16 protein-coding genes are annotated in these 18,852 nt (G+C 64.8%); 10 read left to right on the top strand and 6 right to left on the bottom strand.

Features of this window, described 5'->3' with window-relative positions:
- From E3U47_RS12150 to E3U47_RS12140, 3 genes are all read left to right on the top strand, one after another.
- Positions 1-1,155: an ABC transporter ATP-binding protein gene (locus tag E3U47_RS12150; RefSeq protein WP_134691683.1), complete on the top strand. Its 1,155-nt coding sequence runs from the start codon at positions 1-3 to the stop codon at positions 1,153-1,155.
- 43 nt (positions 1,156-1,198) lie between these two features.
- Positions 1,199-2,542 carry a carbohydrate porin gene (locus E3U47_RS12145; RefSeq protein ID WP_134691682.1) on the top strand — a complete coding sequence of 448 codons (1,344 nt, stop codon included), beginning with the start codon at positions 1,199-1,201 and terminating at the stop codon, positions 2,540-2,542.
- Between the two features lie 117 nt (positions 2,543-2,659).
- Positions 2,660-3,514 (top strand): D-hexose-6-phosphate mutarotase, encoded by an 855-nt coding sequence (locus E3U47_RS12140; RefSeq protein ID WP_134691681.1) that lies wholly within the window; start codon positions 2,660-2,662, stop codon positions 3,512-3,514.
- Here E3U47_RS12140 and hexR read toward each other — a convergent pair.
- Entirely contained in the window at positions 3,507-4,370 is an 864-nt protein-coding gene (gene hexR / locus E3U47_RS12135; RefSeq protein ID WP_218568155.1) for a DNA-binding transcriptional regulator HexR, read from the bottom strand. The genes E3U47_RS12140 and hexR overlap by 8 nt on opposite strands.
- A gap of 190 nt (positions 4,371-4,560) precedes the next feature.
- Between hexR and zwf the strand changes: the two genes are divergently transcribed.
- From zwf to E3U47_RS12120, 3 genes are read left to right on the top strand one after another with little or no spacing between them, the layout of a single operon-like run.
- Positions 4,561-6,030, top strand: a complete 1,470-nt coding sequence (gene zwf, locus E3U47_RS12130; RefSeq protein WP_134691679.1) for a glucose-6-phosphate dehydrogenase — start codon at positions 4,561-4,563, stop codon at positions 6,028-6,030.
- Positions 6,017-6,730, top strand: coding sequence for a 6-phosphogluconolactonase (gene pgl, locus E3U47_RS12125; protein ID WP_134691678.1), 714 nt, complete (start codon positions 6,017-6,019; stop codon positions 6,728-6,730). Before zwf ends, pgl begins: the two co-directional genes overlap by 14 nt.
- Before the next feature lie 17 nt (positions 6,731-6,747).
- Positions 6,748-7,422, top strand: a complete 675-nt coding sequence (locus tag E3U47_RS12120) for a bifunctional 4-hydroxy-2-oxoglutarate aldolase/2-dehydro-3-deoxy-phosphogluconate aldolase (RefSeq protein WP_134691677.1) — start codon at positions 6,748-6,750, stop codon at positions 7,420-7,422.
- A gap of 250 nt (positions 7,423-7,672) precedes the next feature.
- Here the strand turns inward: E3U47_RS12120 and leuA are convergent, their stop codons facing one another.
- The 4 genes from leuA to E3U47_RS12100 all read right to left on the bottom strand — a co-directional run bounded on the left by leuA (position 7,673) and on the right by E3U47_RS12100 (position 12,859).
- Positions 7,673-9,346 carry a 2-isopropylmalate synthase gene (gene leuA / locus E3U47_RS12115; RefSeq protein WP_134691676.1) on the bottom strand — a complete coding sequence of 558 codons (1,674 nt, stop codon included), beginning with the start codon at positions 9,344-9,346 and terminating at the stop codon, positions 7,673-7,675.
- A gap of 347 nt (positions 9,347-9,693) precedes the next feature.
- Complete coding sequence (locus E3U47_RS12110; protein ID WP_134691675.1) at positions 9,694-10,521, bottom strand: M23 family metallopeptidase; 828 nt, start codon at positions 10,519-10,521, stop codon at positions 9,694-9,696.
- A gap of 3 nt (positions 10,522-10,524) precedes the next feature.
- Entirely contained in the window at positions 10,525-11,904 is a 1,380-nt protein-coding gene (gene xseA / locus E3U47_RS12105) for an exodeoxyribonuclease VII large subunit (protein WP_134691674.1), read from the bottom strand.
- A 76-nt stretch (positions 11,905-11,980) separates the two neighbouring features.
- A complete protein-coding gene (locus tag E3U47_RS12100) occupies positions 11,981-12,859 on the bottom strand; it encodes a LysR family transcriptional regulator (protein ID WP_134691673.1) in 879 nt (292 codons plus the stop codon).
- A gap of 97 nt (positions 12,860-12,956) precedes the next feature.
- Here E3U47_RS12100 and E3U47_RS12095 point away from each other — a divergent pair, with 97 nt between their 5' ends.
- From E3U47_RS12095 to guaA, 4 genes are all read left to right on the top strand, one after another.
- Complete coding sequence (locus tag E3U47_RS12095) at positions 12,957-13,712, top strand: sulfite exporter TauE/SafE family protein (protein WP_046854330.1); 756 nt, start codon at positions 12,957-12,959, stop codon at positions 13,710-13,712.
- A gap of 50 nt (positions 13,713-13,762) precedes the next feature.
- A complete protein-coding gene (locus tag E3U47_RS12090; protein ID WP_134691672.1) occupies positions 13,763-14,320 on the top strand; it encodes a sugar ABC transporter ATPase in 558 nt (185 codons plus the stop codon).
- Positions 14,321-14,406: 86 nt separating this feature from the next.
- A complete protein-coding gene (gene guaB, locus E3U47_RS12085; RefSeq protein WP_134691671.1) occupies positions 14,407-15,876 on the top strand; it encodes an IMP dehydrogenase in 1,470 nt (489 codons plus the stop codon).
- A gap of 77 nt (positions 15,877-15,953) precedes the next feature.
- On the top strand, positions 15,954-17,531 hold the full coding sequence (gene guaA, locus E3U47_RS12080; RefSeq protein WP_134691670.1) for a glutamine-hydrolyzing GMP synthase: 1,578 nt from the start codon (positions 15,954-15,956) through the stop codon (positions 17,529-17,531).
- Between the two features lie 68 nt (positions 17,532-17,599).
- Here guaA and E3U47_RS12075 read toward each other — a convergent pair whose 3' ends face one another.
- Positions 17,600-18,802, bottom strand: coding sequence for an MFS transporter (locus E3U47_RS12075; protein ID WP_134691669.1), 1,203 nt, complete (start codon positions 18,800-18,802; stop codon positions 17,600-17,602).
- Positions 18,803-18,852 lie beyond the last annotated feature (50 nt).

Here is an 18,852-nt window from a genome sequence, read left to right as displayed (position 1 = left end):
ATGGCAACACTCGAACTTCGCAATGTGCACAAGACCTACGGCGCGGGCCTGCCGGACACGCTCAAGGACATCCAGCTGGCGATCAAGGACGGCGAGTTCCTGATCCTGGTCGGGCCCTCGGGCTGCGGCAAGTCGACGCTGATGAACTGCATCGCCGGCCTGGAAAGCATCAGCGGCGGGGCGATTCTCATCGACGACGAGGATGTCAGCGGCATGAGCCCCAAGGATCGCGACATCGCCATGGTGTTCCAGTCCTACGCGTTGTACCCGACCATGAACGTGCGCGACAACATCGCCTTTGGCCTGAAGATCCGCAAGCTGCCCCAGGCGGCCATCGACGAGGAGGTGGCGCGGGTCGCCAAGCTGCTGCAGATCGAGCACCTGCTGGGGCGCAAGCCCGGGCAGCTGTCCGGCGGCCAGCAGCAGCGCGTGGCCATGGGCCGGGCGCTGGCGCGGCGGCCGAAGATCTACCTGTTCGACGAACCGCTGTCGAACCTCGACGCCAAGCTGCGGGTGGAGATGCGCACCGAGATCAAGCTGATGCACCAGCGGCTGAAGACCACCACGGTGTATGTCACCCATGACCAGATCGAGGCCATGACCCTGGGCGACAAGGTGGCGGTGATGAAGGACGGCATCATCCAGCAGTTCGGCACCCCGCAGCAGATCTATAACGACCCGGCCAACCTGTTCGTCGCCAGCTTCATCGGTTCGCCGCCGATGAACTTCATCCCGGTGCGCCTGAGCCGCCAGGAAGGCCGGGTGCTGGCCCTGCTCGACAGCGGCCAGGCGCGCTGCGAGCTGCCGCTGGGCGTGGCGGCGGATGAGCTGGAGGGGCGTGAGGTGATCCTTGGCGTGCGTCCGGAGCAGATCAGCCTGGGCACGGCGCAGGGCAATGGCCTGCCGGGTATCCGCGCCGAGGTGCAGGTTACCGAGCCCACCGGGCCGGACCTGCTGGTGTTCGTCACCCTCAACCAGACCAAGGTCTGCTGTCGCCTGGCGCCCGATGTGGCATGCCAGGTCGGTGACAGCCTCAACCTGCAATTTGACCCGGCACGGGTGCTGCTGTTCGACGCAGCCAGTGGCGAACGCCTGGATCTGAGGGCCGATGACAATGCGGTGAAGGACAACGTGGCTCGCTTCAAGGGCCGTTGAATCGTCTACAACAATGCATAACAAGAAAAGAGGACGTTAAGGGATGGAACAGCGCAATCGCATCACAACCCTGGGCTCGCTGGCGCTGCTGGCGGTGGTCGGTAGCAGCGGGGCCCAGGCCGCCGAGGCTTTCTCGTCGGAGTCCAAATGGATGACCGGCGACTGGGGCGGCACCCGCACCGAGCTGCTGGAGAAGGGCTACGACTTCACCCTCGACTATGTGGGGGAGGTGGCTGGCAATCTGCACGGCGGCTACAACGATGACAAGACAGCCCGCTACAGCGACCAGTTCGCCCTGGGCGCGCACCTGGACCTGGAGAAGATCTTCGGCTGGAAGGACACCGAGTTCAAGCTGGCAATCACCGAACGTAGCGGCCGCAACCTGTCCAACGACCGCATCAGCGACCCACGTGCCGGGCAGTTCAGCTCGGTGCAAGAGGTCTGGGGCCGTGGCCAGACCTGGCGCCTGACCCAGATGTGGATCAAGCAGAAGTACTTCGATGGGGCCCTGGATGTGAAATTCGGCCGCTTCGGCGAGGGCGAGGACTTCAACAGCTTCCCCTGCGACTTCCAGAACCTGGCGTTCTGCGGCTCGCAGGTAGGCAACTGGGTTGGCGGCATCTGGTACAACTGGCCGGTCAGCCAGTGGGCGCTGCGGGTCAAGTACAACATCACCCCGGAATTCTTCGTCCAGGTCGGCGCCTTCGAGCAGAACCCGTCGAACCTGGAGACCGGCAACGGCTTCAAGCTCAGCGGTAGCGGCACCAAGGGCGCGATCCTGCCGGTGGAGGCGGTGTGGTCGCCCAAGGTCAACGGTCTGCCCGGCGAGTACCGCTTGGGTTACTACTACAGCACCGCCAAGGCCGACGACGTGTACGACGACGTCAACGGCAACCCGCAGGCGCTGACCGGAGCGGCGTTCAAGTCGCGCTCCAGCAAGCATGGCTGGTGGGTGGTGGCGCAGCAGCAAGTCACCGCCCAGGCCGGCGACGTCAACCGCGGCCTGAGCCTGTTCGCCAACTTCACCGTGCACGACAAGGCCACCAACGTGGTCGACAACTACCAGCAGGTCGGCCTGGTCTACAAGGGCGCCTTCGATGCCCGGCCCAAGGACGACATCGGTTTCGGCATCGCCCGTATCCACGTCAACGACGACGTGAAGAAGCGTGCCGAACTGCTCAACGCCCAGTCCGGCATCAACGACTACGACAACCCAGGCTTCGTGCCGCTGCAACGCACTGAATACAACGCCGAGCTCTACTACGGCTTCCATGTCACCAACTGGCTGACCGTGCGCCCCAACCTGCAGTACATCAAGAGCCCAGGCGGGGTCGACGAGGTGGACAACGCGCTGGTCGCGGGCTTGAAGATTCAGTCGTCATTCTGAGAAAAATTGTTGTAAATTTACGCCATCCATTTGGCCTCCCACTCACCACTGGTCAGCAGTGGTGAGTGGGACCAGGCCAAGACAGCGCTATCTCGAACAACAAAAGAGCTTGGAACCATGCCTGAACATCCGCTACATCGCTTCTTCACTGGGCAAAGGCCCCGGCCAACCTTCGAGTGGGAGCGTTACCAGCAGCGCGATGTCCTGATCATCGATCATCCCCGTTGCCAGGCGGTGTTCAGCCGCCAGGGCGGGCAGTTGCTGCATTTCCAGCCGGCCGGTGAAAAGCCCTGGCTGTGGTGCGCCGAGCAATGGCCGCAGGTTGGCGCCATACGTGGCGGCGTGCCGGTATGCTGGCCCTGGTACGGTCGCCATCCCAGCGAGGACCTGTGGCCGGCCCACGGTTGGGCGCGGCTTCTGGACTGGAAGCTGGTCGACAGCCGCGAGGATGAGGAGGGCGTGAGCCTGACCTGGCGCCTGGACCTGTGCGACTGGCAGGTCGACTTGCACGCCCGCCTGGGCGCGAGCATGGAACTGAGCCTCTGCACCGAGCACCAGGACAGCGAGCCCTGTCAGCTGAGCCATGCGCTACTGGCCTATTGGCGCATCAGCGACGTGTCGAAGATAGCGCTGTCTGGGCTCGAGGACATCGACGGCTATGATCGCCTCAATCGGCAGGCCTGCCGCGAAGATGGCGCGCTGACGCTCAAGGGCGGCTGCCAGAAGGTCTACCCGGGCACGCCGCGGGTGCAGTTGCAGGATCCGGCCTGGCAGCGTGAGCTGTGCATCGATACCGGAGACAGCGACGACACCGTGGTCTGGCACCCGGGCAACCGGCCATTGATGGGCGTGAGCGGGCGCGAGTGCCAGGGGTTCGTCTGCGTCGAGGTCGCCAGTGGCAGCGATGAGGGCCTCAGCCTGGCCCCGGGCGAGCGGGCACACCTGCGCTTGCAGGCGCACCGGCTCAGCTGAGGTCGTCGTCGGCGACCGGATAGCGGCTGGCGTTGAGGCTTTCCTTGATCTTGCGCAGGTGCGGCTGGAAGTCCACGCCGCGGCGCAGGGTCATGCCGGTGGCCAGCACATCGAGCACGGTGAGCTGGATGATCCGCGAGGTCATCGGCATGTAGATGTCGGTGTCTTCGGGCAGCGGCAGGAACAGGCTCAAGCTGCAGGCCTGGGCCAGCGGCGAGCCGGCGGCGGTGATGCCGAGTACCGAGGCGCCGTTCTCCCGTGCCAGGCGCGCCACCTCGACCAGCTCGCGGGTGCGCCCGGTGTAGGAGATGATCACGAACAGATCACCGGTATGCGCCACCGAGGCCAGCATGCGCTGCATCAGCACATCGGCATGGGCCGTCACCGCCAGGTTGAAGCGGAAGAACTTGTGCTGGGCGTCCAGGGCCACCGGGGCCGAGGCGCCGAGGCCGAAAAAGTGGATCTGCCGGGCCTGGATCATCATGTCCACGGCGCGGCTGACCTGTTGCGGGTCGAGCGCCTGGCAGGCGCTGTCCAGCGAGGCGATGGCGCTGCCGAAGATCTTCTGGGTATAGGCCGCCGGGTCGTCGTCGGCCTCCACCGCGCGGCTGACGTAGGCGGCGCCGCTGGCCAGGCTTTGCGCCAGTTGCAGCTTGAGCTCGGGGTAGCCGCTGACGCCGAACGAGCGGCAGAAGCGGTTGACGGTCGGTTCGCTGACCTTGGCGGCCTGGGCCAGGGCGGCGATGCTGAAGCGGGTGGCCTGTTGCGGGTTGAGCAGGATGACTTCGGCGACTTTGCGCTCGGCCTTGTTCAGCTCGTCGAGGCGGCCCTGGATCTGTTCCAGGAGGTTGCGCACGCGGTCCATGGTGGGTCCTTGGGTCGGGAAGCAAGCTTTTTGCGATGCTGTGTATCCTACTGTCGGTAAGATTGTCACACCACTTGTCTGTAATGGTTGTTACTAATGTTGTGGTTTTTACTACATTGACCCTTGAAAAGCAGGATTGAAAGCGGTATTCCTAGCTCAACTTTATAAAAGAACCAACATCATGGCAGCGATCAGTGTCGAACCTTGCACCTTTGCCCTTTTTGGCGCCCTCGGCGACCTGGCATTGCGCAAGCTGTTTCCTGCGCTCTACCAGCTCGACCGTGCCGACCTGCTGCACCCGGACACTCGTCTGTTGGCCTTGGCCCGCGAAGCCGGTAGCGCACAGGCGCACCTGGACAACATCGAGGCCCATTTGCGCCTGCATGTGCCGGAGGCGGAAATCGACGCTGCCTCCCTGGGCCGCTTCCTCGGGCGCCTGAGCTATCTGCACCTGGACTTCGTCGAGCCCGAGGGCTACCAGGCCCTGGCCGCACAGGCGCCGAGCGATCAGCCACTGATTGCCTATTTCGCCACGGCGGCGGCAGTCTATGGCGCCATATGCGAAAACCTCGACCGTGCAGGCCTGGCGCCGCGCACCCGGGTAGTGCTGGAGAAACCCATCGGCCACGACCTGGAATCTTCGCGCCGGGTCAACGATGCCGTGGCGCGCTTCTTCCCCGAGAACCGCGTGTACCGCATCGACCACTACCTGGGCAAGGAGACGGTGCAGAACCTGATCGCCCTGCGCTTCGCCAACAGCCTGTTCGAAACCCAGTGGAACCAGAACTCCATCTCCCACGTGGAGATCACCGTCGCCGAGAAGGTCGGCATCGAGGGCCGCTGGGGCTACTTCGACAAGGCCGGCCAGTTGCGCGACATGATCCAGAACCACCTGTTGCAGCTGCTGTGCCTGATCGCCATGGACCCGCCCAGCGATCTCTCGGCCGACAGTATCCGCGATGAGAAGGTCAAGGTGCTCAAGGCACTGGCGCCGATCACCGGCGAGGGTCTGAGCACCCATGTGGTGCGCGGCCAGTACATCGCCGGTTTCAGCGACGGCAAGCCGGTGCCGGGATACCTCGAAGAGGACAACGCCAACGCCCAGAGCGACACCGAGACCTTCGTCGCCCTGCGTGCCGATATCCGCAACTGGCGCTGGTCGGGCGTGCCGTTCTACCTGCGTACCGGCAAGCGCATGCCGCAGAAGCTGTCGCAGATCGTCATCCACTTCAAGGAAACCCCGCACTACATCTTCGCCCCGGAACAGCGTTTGCAGATCGGCAACAAGCTGATCATCCGCCTGCAACCGGACGAAGGCATCTCGCTGCGGGTGATGACCAAGGAGCAGGGCCTGGACAAGGGCATGCAACTGCGTAGCGGCCCGCTGCAGCTGAATTTTTCCGACACCTGGCGCAGCGCGCGGATTCCGGATGCCTACGAACGCTTGCTGCTGGAAGTGATGCGCGGCAACCAGAATCTGTTCGTGCGCAAGGACGAGATCGAGTACGCCTGGAAGTGGTGCGACCAGCTGATCGCTGGCTGGAAGCACACCGGCGACGCCCCCAAGCCCTATGCGGCCGGTTCCTGGGGGCCGATGAGCTCGATTGCACTGATTACCCGCGATGGGAGGGCCTGGTATGGCGATATCTGAACTGCAACTGCCTGCGACCGTGAAGGTCCATCAGCTTGCCGATCCGAAAACCTTGGCGGCGACCCAGGCCCATGATGTGGCCGAGCGCTTGCGCCAGGCGATCGCCAGCAAGGGGCAGGCCTGCCTGGTGCTGTCTGGCGGGCGTAGCCCGGTGCCGTTTCTCGAGAAGCTGGCCGGCGAGGTGCTGGACTGGGCCCGGGTCACCGTGAGCCTGGCCGACGAGCGTTGGGTGCCGGTGGCGCACGACGACAGCAACGCCGGCCTGCTGGCCCGCCACCTGTTCAAGGGGCCGGCGGCCAAGGCCCGTTTTATTGGGCTCTACCAATCCGCTGCCACCCTCGAAGCCGCTGCCGAGCAAGCTGAACAGGTTTTGGCCGACCTGCCGCCGATCGACGTGCTGGTGCTGGGCATGGGCGACGATGGCCATACCGCCTCGCTGTTCCCGGCCAGCCCCAACCTGCGCCAGGGCCTGGCCAAGGTCGGCGAACGCCGCTGCCTGCCGATGCTGGCGCCCAGCGTGCCGCACCAGCGCCTGAGCATGACCCGCGCACTGCTGGCCACTGCCGGCCTGACCCTGTTGTCGGTGCAGGGCGCGGGCAAGCTCGCCACCCTGCGCACCGCGCTGGCGGCAGAAGACCCAACCGAAATGCCGATTCGCGCCTTTCTTCACGACCCCCTGGACATCTACTGGTGCCCATGAGCCAAGGACCCATTGTCATGACCACCCTCGAACGCCCCCAGCCTTTGCTCTCGATGGCCGAGAAAGCCGAACGCATCGACGCGATCTGCAACAAGGCGCGCATCCTGCCGGTGATCACCATCGCCCGTGAGGAAGACATCCTGCCCCTGGCCGACGCGTTGGCCGCTGGCGGCATCCGCACCCTGGAAGTGACCCTGCGCTCGCAGCACGGCCTGAAGGCCATCCAGGTGCTGCGTGAACAGCGACCGGAGCTGTGCGTCGGTGCCGGTACCGTGCTCGACCGCGGCATGTTCGCGGCCGTCGAGGCGGCGGGCGCGCAGTTCGTCGTTACCCCGGGCATCACTCCGGACGTTCTCCAGGCGGGTGTGGAAAGCGACATTCCACTGCTGCCCGGTATCAGCACGCCATCGGAAATCATGCTGGGGTATGCCCTGGGCTACCGCCGCTTCAAATTGTTCCCAGCGGAAATCAGCGGCGGCGTGGCGGCTATCAAGGCGTTCGGCGGCCCGTTCGGCGACATTCGCTTTTGCCCCACCGGTGGGGTCAACCCGGCCAACGTGCGCAACTACATGGCCCTGCCCAATGTGATGTGCGTGGGCGGCACCTGGATGCTCGACAGCAGCTGGATCAAGAACGGCGACTGGGCGCGGATCGAGGCGTGCAGCGCCGAGGCGATGGCGTTGCTGGACTGACAGATTTCGTTGTGTGCTACACGGTTATGGGGCGCTTGGTCGGCGCCCCTTTTTTTCGCCTGTAGGAGCGGCCTTGTGTCGCGAAAGGGCCGCCAAGCGGCCCCAGCGATCTTTGCATGAACGCTGATATCCTGGGGGCCGCGTTGCGGCCCTTTCGCGACACAAGGCCGCTCCTACACGGGTATGCAGTGCCCTGCCACAGGCAAAAAAGCCCGCATCAAGGATGCGGGCTTTGCTTTTCTGCGATGGCTTACGCCGCCTTGGCCTGCTGCTGGCTCAGCGAGCGGTTCAGCGCGCTGAACAGTGCCTTGAAGCTGGCAGTGGTGATGTTCTCGTCGATACCCACGCCGTGCACCGGACGACCACCGGCCACGCGCAGCTCGATATAGGCCGCGGCCTTGGCGTTGGTGCCGGCACCGATGGCGTGTTCGTTATAGTCCATGATCTCGACGTTGACCGGCAAGCCGGCGACCAGCGCCTCCAGGGCGCCGTTGCCCTTGCCGTGCCAGTGCAGGGTGGTTTCGCCTTCACCGGAGACTTCCACTTGCACGTGGCTGCTGCCGTTCTCTTCCTGCAGGCGGTGGCTGACCAGTGCGTACGGCGCGTTGGCTTGCAGGTATTCCTTCTGCAACAGCTTGTAGATCTGCTCGGCGGTCATTTCCAGTCCGAGACGGTCGGTCTCACCCTGGACCACCTGGCTGAACTCGATCTGCATGCGGCGCGGCAGGCTGATGCCGTACTCCTGCTCGAGCAGGTAGGTGATGCCGCCCTTGCCCGACTGGCTGTTGACGCGGATCACCGCCTCGTAGCTGCGGCCGATGTCGGCCGGGTCGATCGGCAGGTATGGTACTTCCCACAGTTCGCCGTCCTGCTGCTTGGCGAAGCCCTTGCGAATGGCGTCCTGGTGCGAGCCGGAGAAGGCGGTGTGGACCAGGTCGCCGACGTACGGGTGACGTGGGTGCACCGGCAGCTGGTTGCACTCCTCGACGACCTTGCGCACGCCGTCGATATCGGAGAAGTCCAGTTGCGGGTCGATGCCCTGGGTGTAGAGGTTCAGCGCCAGGGTCACCAGGTCGACGTTGCCGGTACGCTCGCCATTGCCGAACAGGCAGCCTTCGGCACGGTCGGCGCCGGCCATCAGGCCCAGCTCGGTGGCGGCGACGCCGGTGCCACGGTCGTTGTGGGTGTGCAGGCTGATGATCACGCTGTCACGGCGGTTGATGTTGCGGCAGAACCACTCGATCTGGTCGGCGTAGACGTTCGGCGTGGCGACTTCGACGGTGGCCGGCAGGTTGAGGATGATCTTGTGCTCGGGGGTTGGATTCCACACCTCGATCACCGCGTCGCACACCTCCTTGGCGAATTCCAGTTCGGTGGCGCTGAAGGTTTCAGGCGAGTACTGGAACGTCCACTGGGTTTGCGGCTGCTGCGCGGCGTACTTGACGAACAATTTGGCGGCGTTGACCGCGATGTCCTTGACGCCCTGCTTGTCCTGGTTGAAGACGATGCGGCGGAACGACGGGCAGGTGGCGTTGTACAGGTGGACGATGGCCTTCTTGGCGCCGCGCAGGGATTCGAAGGTGCGGGCGATCAGGTCTTCACGGGCCTGGGTGAGCACCTGGATGGTGGTGTCGTCCGGAATGTGGCCGTCTTCGATCAGGGTGCGCACGAAGTCGAAGTCGGTCTGCGATGCGGACGGGAACGACGCTTCGATTTCCTTCACGCCTACTTGCACCAGGGTCTTCCAGAAACGCAGCTTCTTCTCGGCATCCATCGGCTCGATCAGCGACTGGTTGCCATCACGCAGGTCGGAACTGCACCAGATCGGCGCCTGGGTGATGGTCTTCGACGGCCAGGTACGGTCGGGCAGGTCGATGGTCGGGAAGGCGCGGTACTTCTTCGAGGGATCTTTGAGCATGGTCATGCAAGCATTCCTTTTATGTGCGGCCGTGATCGGGCCTGCCGAACGTGTACGAGATGAAAAGGCGAGGCGACGCGATTCACCCTGGTAGTCGGGCGCTGACCAGGCAGAGGCTGCGGTGTTGTTGGAGGAGGGTGCTGAAGATGTTCATGTGCTCAACCCTAACCAGTGGGTTGGGGGATGGCAAGCAGTGCGGAAAAATTGATAGAAATGCTTAAAAAAACGAGTTTACTGATTTTTTATGTCCATTGATTTTGGTTTGTTGATATTTTCTTGCTTTAAGTTTTTTCATTGCGCAAATCGCGGGGCCACCGTTGGCTGCGTGGGAGCGGGCCCCCGCGATTGCGATTTCAGGGCTGGAACGCGCCAATGAAGATCGCCGGGTCCACCCGCGCATCGTTGAGGCTGACGTTCCAGTGCATGTGCGGCCCGGTGGCCCGACCGGTCGAACCTACACGGCCCACCACCTCGCCACGGCGCAGCGCCTGGCCCGGCTTCACGTCGATCTTGGACATGTGGCAGAACATGCTGATGAAGCCTTGCCCATGGTCGACGAACACCGTGCGGCCATTGAAGAAGTAGTCGCCCACCAGGATCACCTTGCCATTGGCCGGGGTCTTGATCGGCGTGCCGGCGGGCACGGCGAAGTCCAGGCCGGCATGCGGGTTGCGCTCCTCGCCATTGAAGAAGCGGCGCACGCCGAACTTGCTCGACAGCGGGCCGTTGACCGGCTTGTCGAGGATCAGGTTGCTCGGAAGCACAGGGCTGAAACTGCGGTAGGCCTTGATCTGCTCGGCCAGTTCGCGGTCGATGCGCTTGAGGTCCTGCGGTTCAGGGTTGACCTGGCGTTTGTTCTTCAAGGTGATGTGCTGCTCGGGGTACTTCTTGCTGGCGACACTGAAGGCAATGCTGCGTCCGCCTTGGGTCAGCACGGCATTGCCGGGCTTTTGCGTCAGCGGGATGCCGACGATCGCCAGCCAGTTGCCCTGCTCGTTGACCACCAGCACCGGCTTGCCGTCGAAGCGCGCCGATGGAGCGCTGGCGGCCGGCCCCAGGTCGACCACCGCAACGCCGCCGGGCACCGGTTTGTTCAGGGTGCGGGTGATGTAGCTGGCCTGGGCAGCGGTGACTGGCAGCAGCAGGGCGAGGGCAAGCAAGGGCGCGAACAGGCGGGGCATGTGTCAGTCCAGTAGCGAGAGGGTGACCGGGGTCTGGTGGTTGTCCTCGACCCGCACCTTGAGCTCGCCTTCGTTGAGGCGAGCGGTCAGGCGTTGGCCGTTGTGGGTCTGCGCGGCGCTGCGGATGGCCTGGCCGCGTTCATCCAGGAGGATGCTGTAGCCGCGGGCGAGGGTGGCCAGGGGGCTGACCACCTGCAGCGTCTGCAGCTGCGCCTGGAAGCGTTGGCGGCGGTCCTTGAGCAGGTCTCGCATGGCCCGCGGCAGGCGCTCGGCAAGGCTGTCCAGGCGCTGCTTGAGCAGCTTCAGGTTACGCCCCGGATGCTGCGCGGCCAGGCGCATGTCGAGGCGGCCAAGGCGTTGCTGGCGGTGGTTCATGTCGAGCATGAAGGCGCGGCGCAGGCGCATGTCCAGGTCGTCCAGGCGCTGGGCCTGCTGGCGCAGGCGCTCGCCCGGGTGGCGCAGACGCCGGGCCAGGCCATCCACGCGCAGACGGTCGTGGGCCAGGCGGTTCTGCATGCGCAGCAGCAGGCGCCGTTGCAGGCCGTCAAGGCGCTGTTGCAGGCCGCTGCTGTCGGGGGCGAGCAGCTCGGCGGCGGCGGACGGCGTGGGTGCGCGCACATCGGCGACGAAATCGCTGATCGACACGTCGGTCTCATGGCCCACGGCGCTGACGATGGGCGTGACGCAGGCGGCCACGGCGCGGGCCACGGCCTCTTCGTTGAAGCACCAGAGGTCTTCCAGCGAACCGCCACCACGGGCCAGGATCAGCGCGTCGAAGCCTTGTCGGTCGGCCATCTGCAGGGCGCGGACGATTTGGTTGATCGCTTCGCGGCCCTGTACCGCGGTGGGAATCAGGTTCAACTCGACCTGCGGCGCACGGCGGCCGAACACGCTGATGATGTCGCGGATCACCGCGCCGGTGGGCGAGGTGATGATGCCGATGCGTTGCGGGTGCGCCGGTAGCGGCTTCTTGCGTTCGGTGCTGAACAGCCCCTCGGCGCCGAGCTTTTCCTTCAGCGCCTCGAACGCCAGGCGCAGGGCACCGTCGCCGGCCGGCTCGACCGTATCGAGGATCAGTTGGTAGTCGCCACGCCCTTCGAACAGCGAGACCTTGCCGCGCACCCGTACCGCCAGGCCGTCACGCAGGGCCTGGCGTACCCGGGCGGCGTTCTGCCGGAACAGCGCGCAACGGATCTGCGCGCCGCTGTCCTTGAGGGTGAAGTACATGTGGCCGGAGGCCGGGCGGGCGAGGTTGGAAATCTCGCCTTCCACCCAGACGCTGCGGAACACGTCCTCGAGCAGCACGCGGGCGCGGCCGTTGAGCTGGCTGACGGTGAGGACCTCGCGGTCCAGGCCGAGTCGTTCGAAAGGGTCTCTGATCATGGCGGGCATCATAAAGGAGCGAAGGCCTGGTTGTCTGTGCCGGCCTCTATCGCGGGCTTGACCCGCGATAAGGCCTTCAGCCTTGCATGATCGCCACGAACTGGCGCACCAGCTCGCCGGCATCGCGCCGGCAAGCCAGCGCCACGGTACTTTGGCACGCCTCGTCCAGCGGCACGAAACGCAGCGTCGGTGGGGCGATCTCGCGCATGCTCGCCGGCAACAACGCCACCCCGAACCCGGCCTGGATCAATTGCAGTTGCGTGGTCTTGCGCGATACCACCTGAGCTGCCTGCGGAAAAAAACCCGCATTCATGCACAGCGACGCCGACAGGTAGCTCAGGCCGCCGCGCTGGCGATGGGGGATGGAAATGAAGCGTTCCTCGCGCAGTTGGCCCAGCCGCACACTACTTGCCGTGGCCAGTGGGTGGCCCGCCGCTACTGCCAGCAGCAGGGGTTCGTCGAACAGCGCATGCAACTCCACGCCCTCATGCTGGCGTAGCACCGGCAGGCGCAGCAGGCCGATCTCCAGGCGGCCTTCGGCGATGTCCTCCAGTTGCGCCTCCGACGATTGCTGGGCGATCTCCAGGGAAACGCCGGGATTGTCCTCGAGGTAGCCGCCGAGGCGCTGCAGCAAATGGCCGGTCAGCGGCACGGTGCTGGAGTGGTTCAGGCGCAGGCTGCCGCGCAGGCCCTGGCCGATTTCCCGGGCCAGGCGCTCGGCCTTGTCCAGGTCGGCCAGCAGATGGCGGGCGCGCTCGAGAAAGGCCTGCCCAGCGACGGTCAGCCGTGGCAGGCGGGCAGTGCGTTCGAACAGGACGGTGCCCAGGTGAAGCTCAAGCTCCTTGATCTGCCGGCTGAGGGCCGACTGGGCAATGTACAGCCGCTCGGCGGCGGCGCTGAAACTACCGGTCTCGGCGATTTCGACGAAGTAGCGCAGCTGGCGGATCGAAGTCATGTCATGCCTTTTCAAGATGGCTCATGGCGAAAAGGCATATTAGTCGGCATGGCTCGTCACTGGCTAACCTTCAGTTGTCTTCAAGGGAACTGCCGCGATGCTTGCTCAACTGTCGTTATCCACGTTCGACTGGCTGCCCATCCTGCTGGGAGTGGGGGTGGCCTATATAGTCTTCGGCATTGCCGGCTTCGGCACCGCGCTGGTCGCCGGCCCCGTGCTGATCCACTTCATGCCGTTGTCACGGATCATTCCGCTGCTGGTACTGCTGGATTTCGTCGCTGCCTTCGGCAACCTGCTGCCGTCGCGACGCGATGTGGTGCGCGGCGAGTTGCTGCGCCTGCTGCCGTTCATGGCCGTGGGTTGCACCCTGGGCGTGGTGTTCCTGCTGCGGCTCAAGTCCGATGTGTTGCTGTTGCTGATGGGCATCTTCGTGACCGCCTATGCGGTCTATGGCCTGGCGGTCAAGGTCCGCCCGGCTAGTCTGTCGGGCGCCTGGGCGGTGCCCATGGGCACGGTGGGCGGATTGTTCGGCGCCTTGTTCGGCAGTGGTGGATTCCTCTACGCGATCTACCTCAGTGCCCGCCTGGAGGCCAAGGAACAGGTGCGCGCGACCCAGGTCGCGCTGATCAGCTGCAGCACGGTGGTACGCCTGTCGCTGTTCCTGATCGCCGGGGTGTATGCCGATACCAGCCTGCTGCTGCTTGCCGCCTGCCTGCTGCCGGTGATGTTCGTCGGCACCTGGCTGGGGCGACGGCTGACCTTGAAACTGTCCCGCGAGGCCTTCATCCGCCTGGTCACCTGGTTGGTGCTGGCTAGCGGCCTGGCGCTTATCGGTCGCTACCTGAGCGCCTGAGCAGGCGCTAGAATTGCGCCATTACCGCAGTTCGCAGGCCCGCCTCAAGCATGAATACCCAGAGCATCATCGTCCCCAAGCTGTCCACCGTGCCGGTGCACGAAGCCCGCGCCCGCGCCATTTTGCGTTGGCTGGTGCGTGAGAAGATCGTCGAGGAACAACTGAGCACCTGTGGCCGTACCGGCAACCGCATGGGCCATGCCCTGGCCGCAGGGGCGCGCAAGATCGCGCTGCACCCCGAGAAGCTGCCGCTTGGCGAGCAGGTCAACGGCCTGGAAGTGATGCTCAAGCGCTGCATCTACACCCCCACCGACGGTTTTCTCGAAGAAGCCGGTTGCCCGGAGTGCCGGCGCGAGGTCGGCGAGCCGCTGTTCGAGAGCCTGGAAGAGTGGATGCCTGGGGTGAGCGACAACTTCACTTGCCCGCTGTGCGGCTTCGAAGACGACATCAATGGTTTTCTGTACCTGCAGCCGTGTGCCTTTTCCAACCTGGGGTTCATCTTCAATAACTGGGGCGAGGCCGGGTTTACCCAGGCCTTCCTCGACAGCTTCGCCGACTGGCTGGATCAGCCAGTGGCGGTGGTGCAGGTAAAACTGCCGCAAGGCTGACCGAAGGCCCCTTTTTTGCATTGAGCGGCGCGCCATGGATGGGTATAATGGCGCGCTTCCATTTTTCCCTCCCGGGAGCCCCCGCGATGCTGCGTATCAGCCAAGAAGCCCTGACCTTCGACGATATCCTCCTTGTACCTGGCTACTCCGAGGTACTGCCCAATGAAGTCAGTCTCAAGACCCGTTTGACTCGTGGCATCGAGCTGAACATTCCCCTGGTTTCCGCCGCCATGGATACCGTGACCGAAGCGCGCCTGGCCATCGCCATGGCCCAGGAAGGCGGCATCGGCATCATCCACAAGAACATGACCATCGAGCAGCAGGCCGGCGAAGTACGCAAGGTCAAGAAGTTCGAGGCTGGCGTGGTCAAGGACCCGATCACCATCGAGGCCGACGCCACCGTGCGCGACCTGTTCGACCTGACCCGCCTGAACAACATCTCCGGTGTTCCTGTACTGGAGAACGGCGACCTGGTCGGCATCGTCACCTCCCGTGACGTGCGCTTCGAAACCCGCCTGGACGCCAAGGTCCGCGACGTGATGACCCCCAAAGAGCGTCTGGTCACCGTCCGCGAAGGCGCCGACAAGAACGAAGTCCGCGAGCTGCTGCACAAGCACCGCCTGGAAAAAGTCCTGATCGTCGACGACAAGTTCGCCCTCAAGGGCATGATGACCGTCAAGGACATCGAGAAGGCCAAGGCCTACCCGCTGGCCAGCAAGGACGACCAGGGTCGCCTGCGCGTCGGCGCCGCGGTCGGCACCGGCAAGGACACCGGCGAGCGCGTTGCCGCCCTGGTTGCCGCCGGCGTTGACGTGGTGGTGGTCGACACCGCCCACGGTCACTCCAAAGGCGTGATCGATCGCGTTCGCTGGGTGAAAGAGACCTACCCGCAAGTGCAGGTGATCGGCGGCAACATCGCCACCGGTGCCGCCGCCAAGGCCCTGGCCGAAGCGGGCGCCGACGCGGTCAAGGTCGGTATCGGCCCAGGCTCGATCTGCACCACCCGTATCGTCGCCGGTGTCGGCGTGCCGCAGATCAGCGCCATCGCCAACGTCGCCGCGGCATTGGAAGGCACTGGCGTGCCGCTGATCGCCGACGGCGGTATCCGTTTCTCCGGTGACCTGTCCAAGGCCATCGTCGCCGGTGCTTCCTGCGTGATGATGGGTTCGATGTTCGCCGGTACCGAAGAAGCGCCGGGCGAAGTCGAACTGTTCCAGGGCCGTTCCTACAAGGCCTACCGCGGCATGGGCTCGCTGGGCGCCATGGCGCAGGCGCAAGGCTCGTCCGACCGTTACTTCCAGGACTCCTCGGCCGGCGCCGAGAAGCTTGTTCCTGAGGGTATCGAAGGCCGCGTGCCGTACAAAGGCGCTCTGGCCGCGATCATCCACCAACTGATGGGCGGCCTGCGTTCGTCCATGGGCTACACCGGCAGCGCGACCATCGAAGAGATGCGTACCAAGCCGGAGTTCGTGCGTATCACCGGCGCTGGCATGGCCGAGTCCCATGTGCATGATGTACAGATCACCAAAGAAGCCCCTAACTACCGCGTAGGCTGAGGCTTCCAGCAATTACCGAACGGGGCTGTCATACACAGCCCCGCGTCGTTTCCGATTTCCACTGACGAGATTGAGTCATGGCCCTCGACATTCACGCTCACCGCATCCTGATCCTCGATTTCGGTTCCCAATACACCCAGCTGATCGCCCGCCGCGTGCGCGAGATCGGCGTGTACTGCGAACTGCACCCGTTCGACATGGACGATGAAGCGATCCGCGAATTCAACCCGCGCGGCATCATCCTGGCTGGCGGCCCCGAGTCGGTCCACGAAGCCAACAGCCCGCGCGCGCCGCAGGCGGTGTTCGACCTGAAGGTGCCCGTGCTGGGCATCTGCTACGGCATGCAGACCATGGCCGAACAGATGGGCGGCAAGGTCGAAGGTTCCGACCTGCGCGAGTTCGGTTACGCTCGTGTTGACGTGGTTGGCAAGAGCCGCCTGCTCGACGGCATCGAAGACCATGTCGACGACGACGGCGTGCTGGGCCTGGACGTGTGGATGAGCCACGGCGACAAGGTCACCCAGATGCCAGGCAACTTCCACGTGCTGGCCAGCACCCCGAGCTGCCCGATCGCCGGCATGTTCGACGACGCCCTGGGCTACTACGGCGTGCAGTTCCACCCGGAAGTGACCCACACCAAGCAGGGCGGTCGCATCCTGTCGCGTTTCGTCCAGGACATCTGCGGCTGTGAAGCCCTGTGGACCGCCTCGAACATCGTCGAGGACGCCATTGCCCAGGTACGCGCCCAGGTGGGTTCGGCCAACGTCCTGCTGGGTCTGTCCGGCGGTGTCGACAGCTCGGTGGTTGCCGCGCTGCTGCATCGCGCCATCGGCGACCAGCTGACCTGCGTGTTCGTCGACAACGGCCTGCTGCGCCTGCACGAAGGCGACCAGGTGATGGCCATGTTCAAGGAGAACATGGGCGTCAAGGTGATTCGCGCCGATGCCGAGAAGCAGTTCCTCGACAACCTGGCCGGCGAAGCGGACCCTGAGAAGAAGCGCAAGATCATCGGCCGCACCTTCATCGACGTGTTCGATGCCGAGGCCAGCAAGCTGGAAAACATCCAGTTCCTCGCCCAGGGCACCATCTACCCCGACGTGATCGAGTCGGCCGGCGCCAAGAGCGGCAAGGCCCACGTGATCAAGTCGCACCACAACGTCGGTGGCCTGCCGGAGGAAATGAACCTCAAGCTGGTCGAGCCACTGCGTGAGCTGTTCAAGGACGAAGTGCGCAAGATCGGCCTGGAGCTGGGTCTGCCGTACGACATGGTCTACCGCCACCCGTTCCCGGGCCCAGGCCTGGGCGTGCGCATCCTCGGTGAAGTGAAGAAGGAATACGCCGACATCCTGCGTCGCGCCGACCATATCTTCATCGAGGAGCTGCGCAAGGCCGACTGGTACCACAAGACCAGCCAGGCGTTCGTGGTGTTCCAGCCGGTCAAGTCGGTCGGCGTCGTCGGCGACGGCCGTCGCTACGCCTGGGTCGTGGCCCTGCGTGCCGTCGAGACAGTGGACTTCATGACCGCTCGTTGGGCGCACCTGCCGTACGAGCTGCTGGAAACCGTCAGCGGCCGCATCATCAACGAAATCGACGGTATTTCCCGCGTCACCTACGACGTGTCGAGCAAACCGCCGGCCACTATCGAGTGGGAATGATCGAGCGCTTGACCTCGGTCGCTGTTCGCTAAACGCAAAAGCCCGCCTTCAGGCGGGCTTTTGCGTTTTCATGAGCAATAGTCGCTGACCCTGCCGTCCCGGCGTGCACCAAGGGCCAGGGCCAGCAGCAGCGCCATGGCGAACACCGTCACGCTCAGCCACAACAGCGGCTGCAGCGCGAAGTTGTCCACGACTTGACCGCCAGCCCACGACCCCAGGGCAATGCCGACGTTGAACACGGCAATGAACAGGGCGCTGGCTACTTCCACCGCGTCTGGCGCCGACTGGATCATCCAGGTCATCAAGCCGACCGACACCCCGCCATAGGCCAGGCCCCAGGCCAGCAAGGCAATGCCGCCGCCGCCCGGCGCCTGGCCAATACCCAGGAACAGCAGCGGCACCAACAGCAGCCCCAGGGCGATGAGCGCCAAGGTCATGCCCGGGCGTGTGGGCGCCAGCAGGCCGGCCAGGAAGTTGCCGGCCATGCCGGCGATGCCATAGCCGAACAGCAAGGCGCCGATCCAGCGCACATCGAAGCCGGACATGGACAACAGCAGCGGGCGCACGAAGGTGAACGCCATGAAATGCCCGCTCACCAGCAACAGTGTCAGCAACAGCCCCGCTTGCAGGGCGCGGTTGCCGGATTGCGCGATGAAGTGGCGGGGGGTGATGGCACTGGCGACCGGCAAGGCTGGCAGTACCGCGGCCAACAGTGCCAGCGCCAATGCACTGAGCACCGCCATGCCAGCGAACGCCCAGCGCCAGCCGGCCAGCTCGCCAAGCAGCGCTCCAAGTGGTACGCCCAGCACCGAGGCGGCGGCGACGCCGCCAAAGATGATGGCCGTGGCCAGGCCCACCGCATGCCTGGGTGCCAGGCGGCTGGCCAGGCCGCCGGCGATCGCCCACACACCGCCGATGCAGAACCCGACCAGTACCCGCGCCGCCAGCAGCCAGCCAATGCCTGGCGCCAGGGCTGTGGCCAGGTTGGCGCTGACAAGCAGGCCAAGCAGGCCGAGCAGGATCCTGCGCCGATCCACATTGCCGGCGGCAATCACCACTACAGGGGCGAACAGCGCGGCTAGCAGCGACGGCAGGGTCAAGCTCAGGGCAACGGTGCCGGCGCTGGCGCCGAAGGTCTCGGAGATCGGGGTCAACAACCCCACCGGTAGCATTTCGGTGGTCACGACGGCGAAGGTCGCCAGGCCTACGGCGCCGATGGCGAGCCAGGCATGTCGGGTAGTGGGCGTCGGGTCGGCCAGGGTGGTGCTCATGATTCAGTCCCTTGTCACGGTAGCTGGAGTTGGGGAGAATACGTACAGCG

The sequence above is a fragment of the Pseudomonas sp. RIT623 genome (assembly GCF_004519305.1).
Classification (GTDB): Bacteria; Pseudomonadota; Gammaproteobacteria; order Pseudomonadales; family Pseudomonadaceae; genus Aquipseudomonas.
This window is presented reverse-complemented; position numbering and strand designations above follow the sequence as displayed.

What these genes read in the sequence shown, in the direction of transcription:
- E3U47_RS12150 (WP_134691683.1), top strand. Translation starts at nt 1, where the DNA reads ATGGCAACACTCGAACTTCGCAATGTGCACAAGACCTACGGCGCGGGC.
- E3U47_RS12145 (WP_134691682.1), top strand. Translation starts at nt 1,199, where the DNA reads ATGGAACAGCGCAATCGCATCACAACCCTGGGCTCGCTGGCGCTGCTG.
- E3U47_RS12140 (WP_134691681.1), top strand. Translation starts at nt 2,660, where the DNA reads ATGCCTGAACATCCGCTACATCGCTTCTTCACTGGGCAAAGGCCCCGG.
- zwf (WP_134691679.1), top strand. Translation starts at nt 4,561, where the DNA reads ATGGCAGCGATCAGTGTCGAACCTTGCACCTTTGCCCTTTTTGGCGCC.
- pgl (WP_134691678.1), top strand. Translation starts at nt 6,017, where the DNA reads ATGGCGATATCTGAACTGCAACTGCCTGCGACCGTGAAGGTCCATCAG.
- E3U47_RS12120 (WP_134691677.1), top strand. Translation starts at nt 6,748, where the DNA reads ATGACCACCCTCGAACGCCCCCAGCCTTTGCTCTCGATGGCCGAGAAA.
- leuA (WP_134691676.1), bottom strand. Translation starts at nt 9,346, where the DNA reads ATGACCATGCTCAAAGATCCCTCGAAGAAGTACCGCGCCTTCCCGACC.
- E3U47_RS12110 (WP_134691675.1), bottom strand. Translation starts at nt 10,521, where the DNA reads ATGCCCCGCCTGTTCGCGCCCTTGCTTGCCCTCGCCCTGCTGCTGCCA.
- xseA (WP_134691674.1), bottom strand. Translation starts at nt 11,904, where the DNA reads ATGATCAGAGACCCTTTCGAACGACTCGGCCTGGACCGCGAGGTCCTC.
- E3U47_RS12100 (WP_134691673.1), bottom strand. Translation starts at nt 12,859, where the DNA reads ATGACTTCGATCCGCCAGCTGCGCTACTTCGTCGAAATCGCCGAGACC.
- E3U47_RS12095 (WP_046854330.1), top strand. Translation starts at nt 12,957, where the DNA reads ATGCTTGCTCAACTGTCGTTATCCACGTTCGACTGGCTGCCCATCCTG.
- E3U47_RS12090 (WP_134691672.1), top strand. Translation starts at nt 13,763, where the DNA reads ATGAATACCCAGAGCATCATCGTCCCCAAGCTGTCCACCGTGCCGGTG.
- guaB (WP_134691671.1), top strand. Translation starts at nt 14,407, where the DNA reads ATGCTGCGTATCAGCCAAGAAGCCCTGACCTTCGACGATATCCTCCTT.
- guaA (WP_134691670.1), top strand. Translation starts at nt 15,954, where the DNA reads ATGGCCCTCGACATTCACGCTCACCGCATCCTGATCCTCGATTTCGGT.
- E3U47_RS12075 (WP_134691669.1), bottom strand. Translation starts at nt 18,802, where the DNA reads ATGAGCACCACCCTGGCCGACCCGACGCCCACTACCCGACATGCCTGG.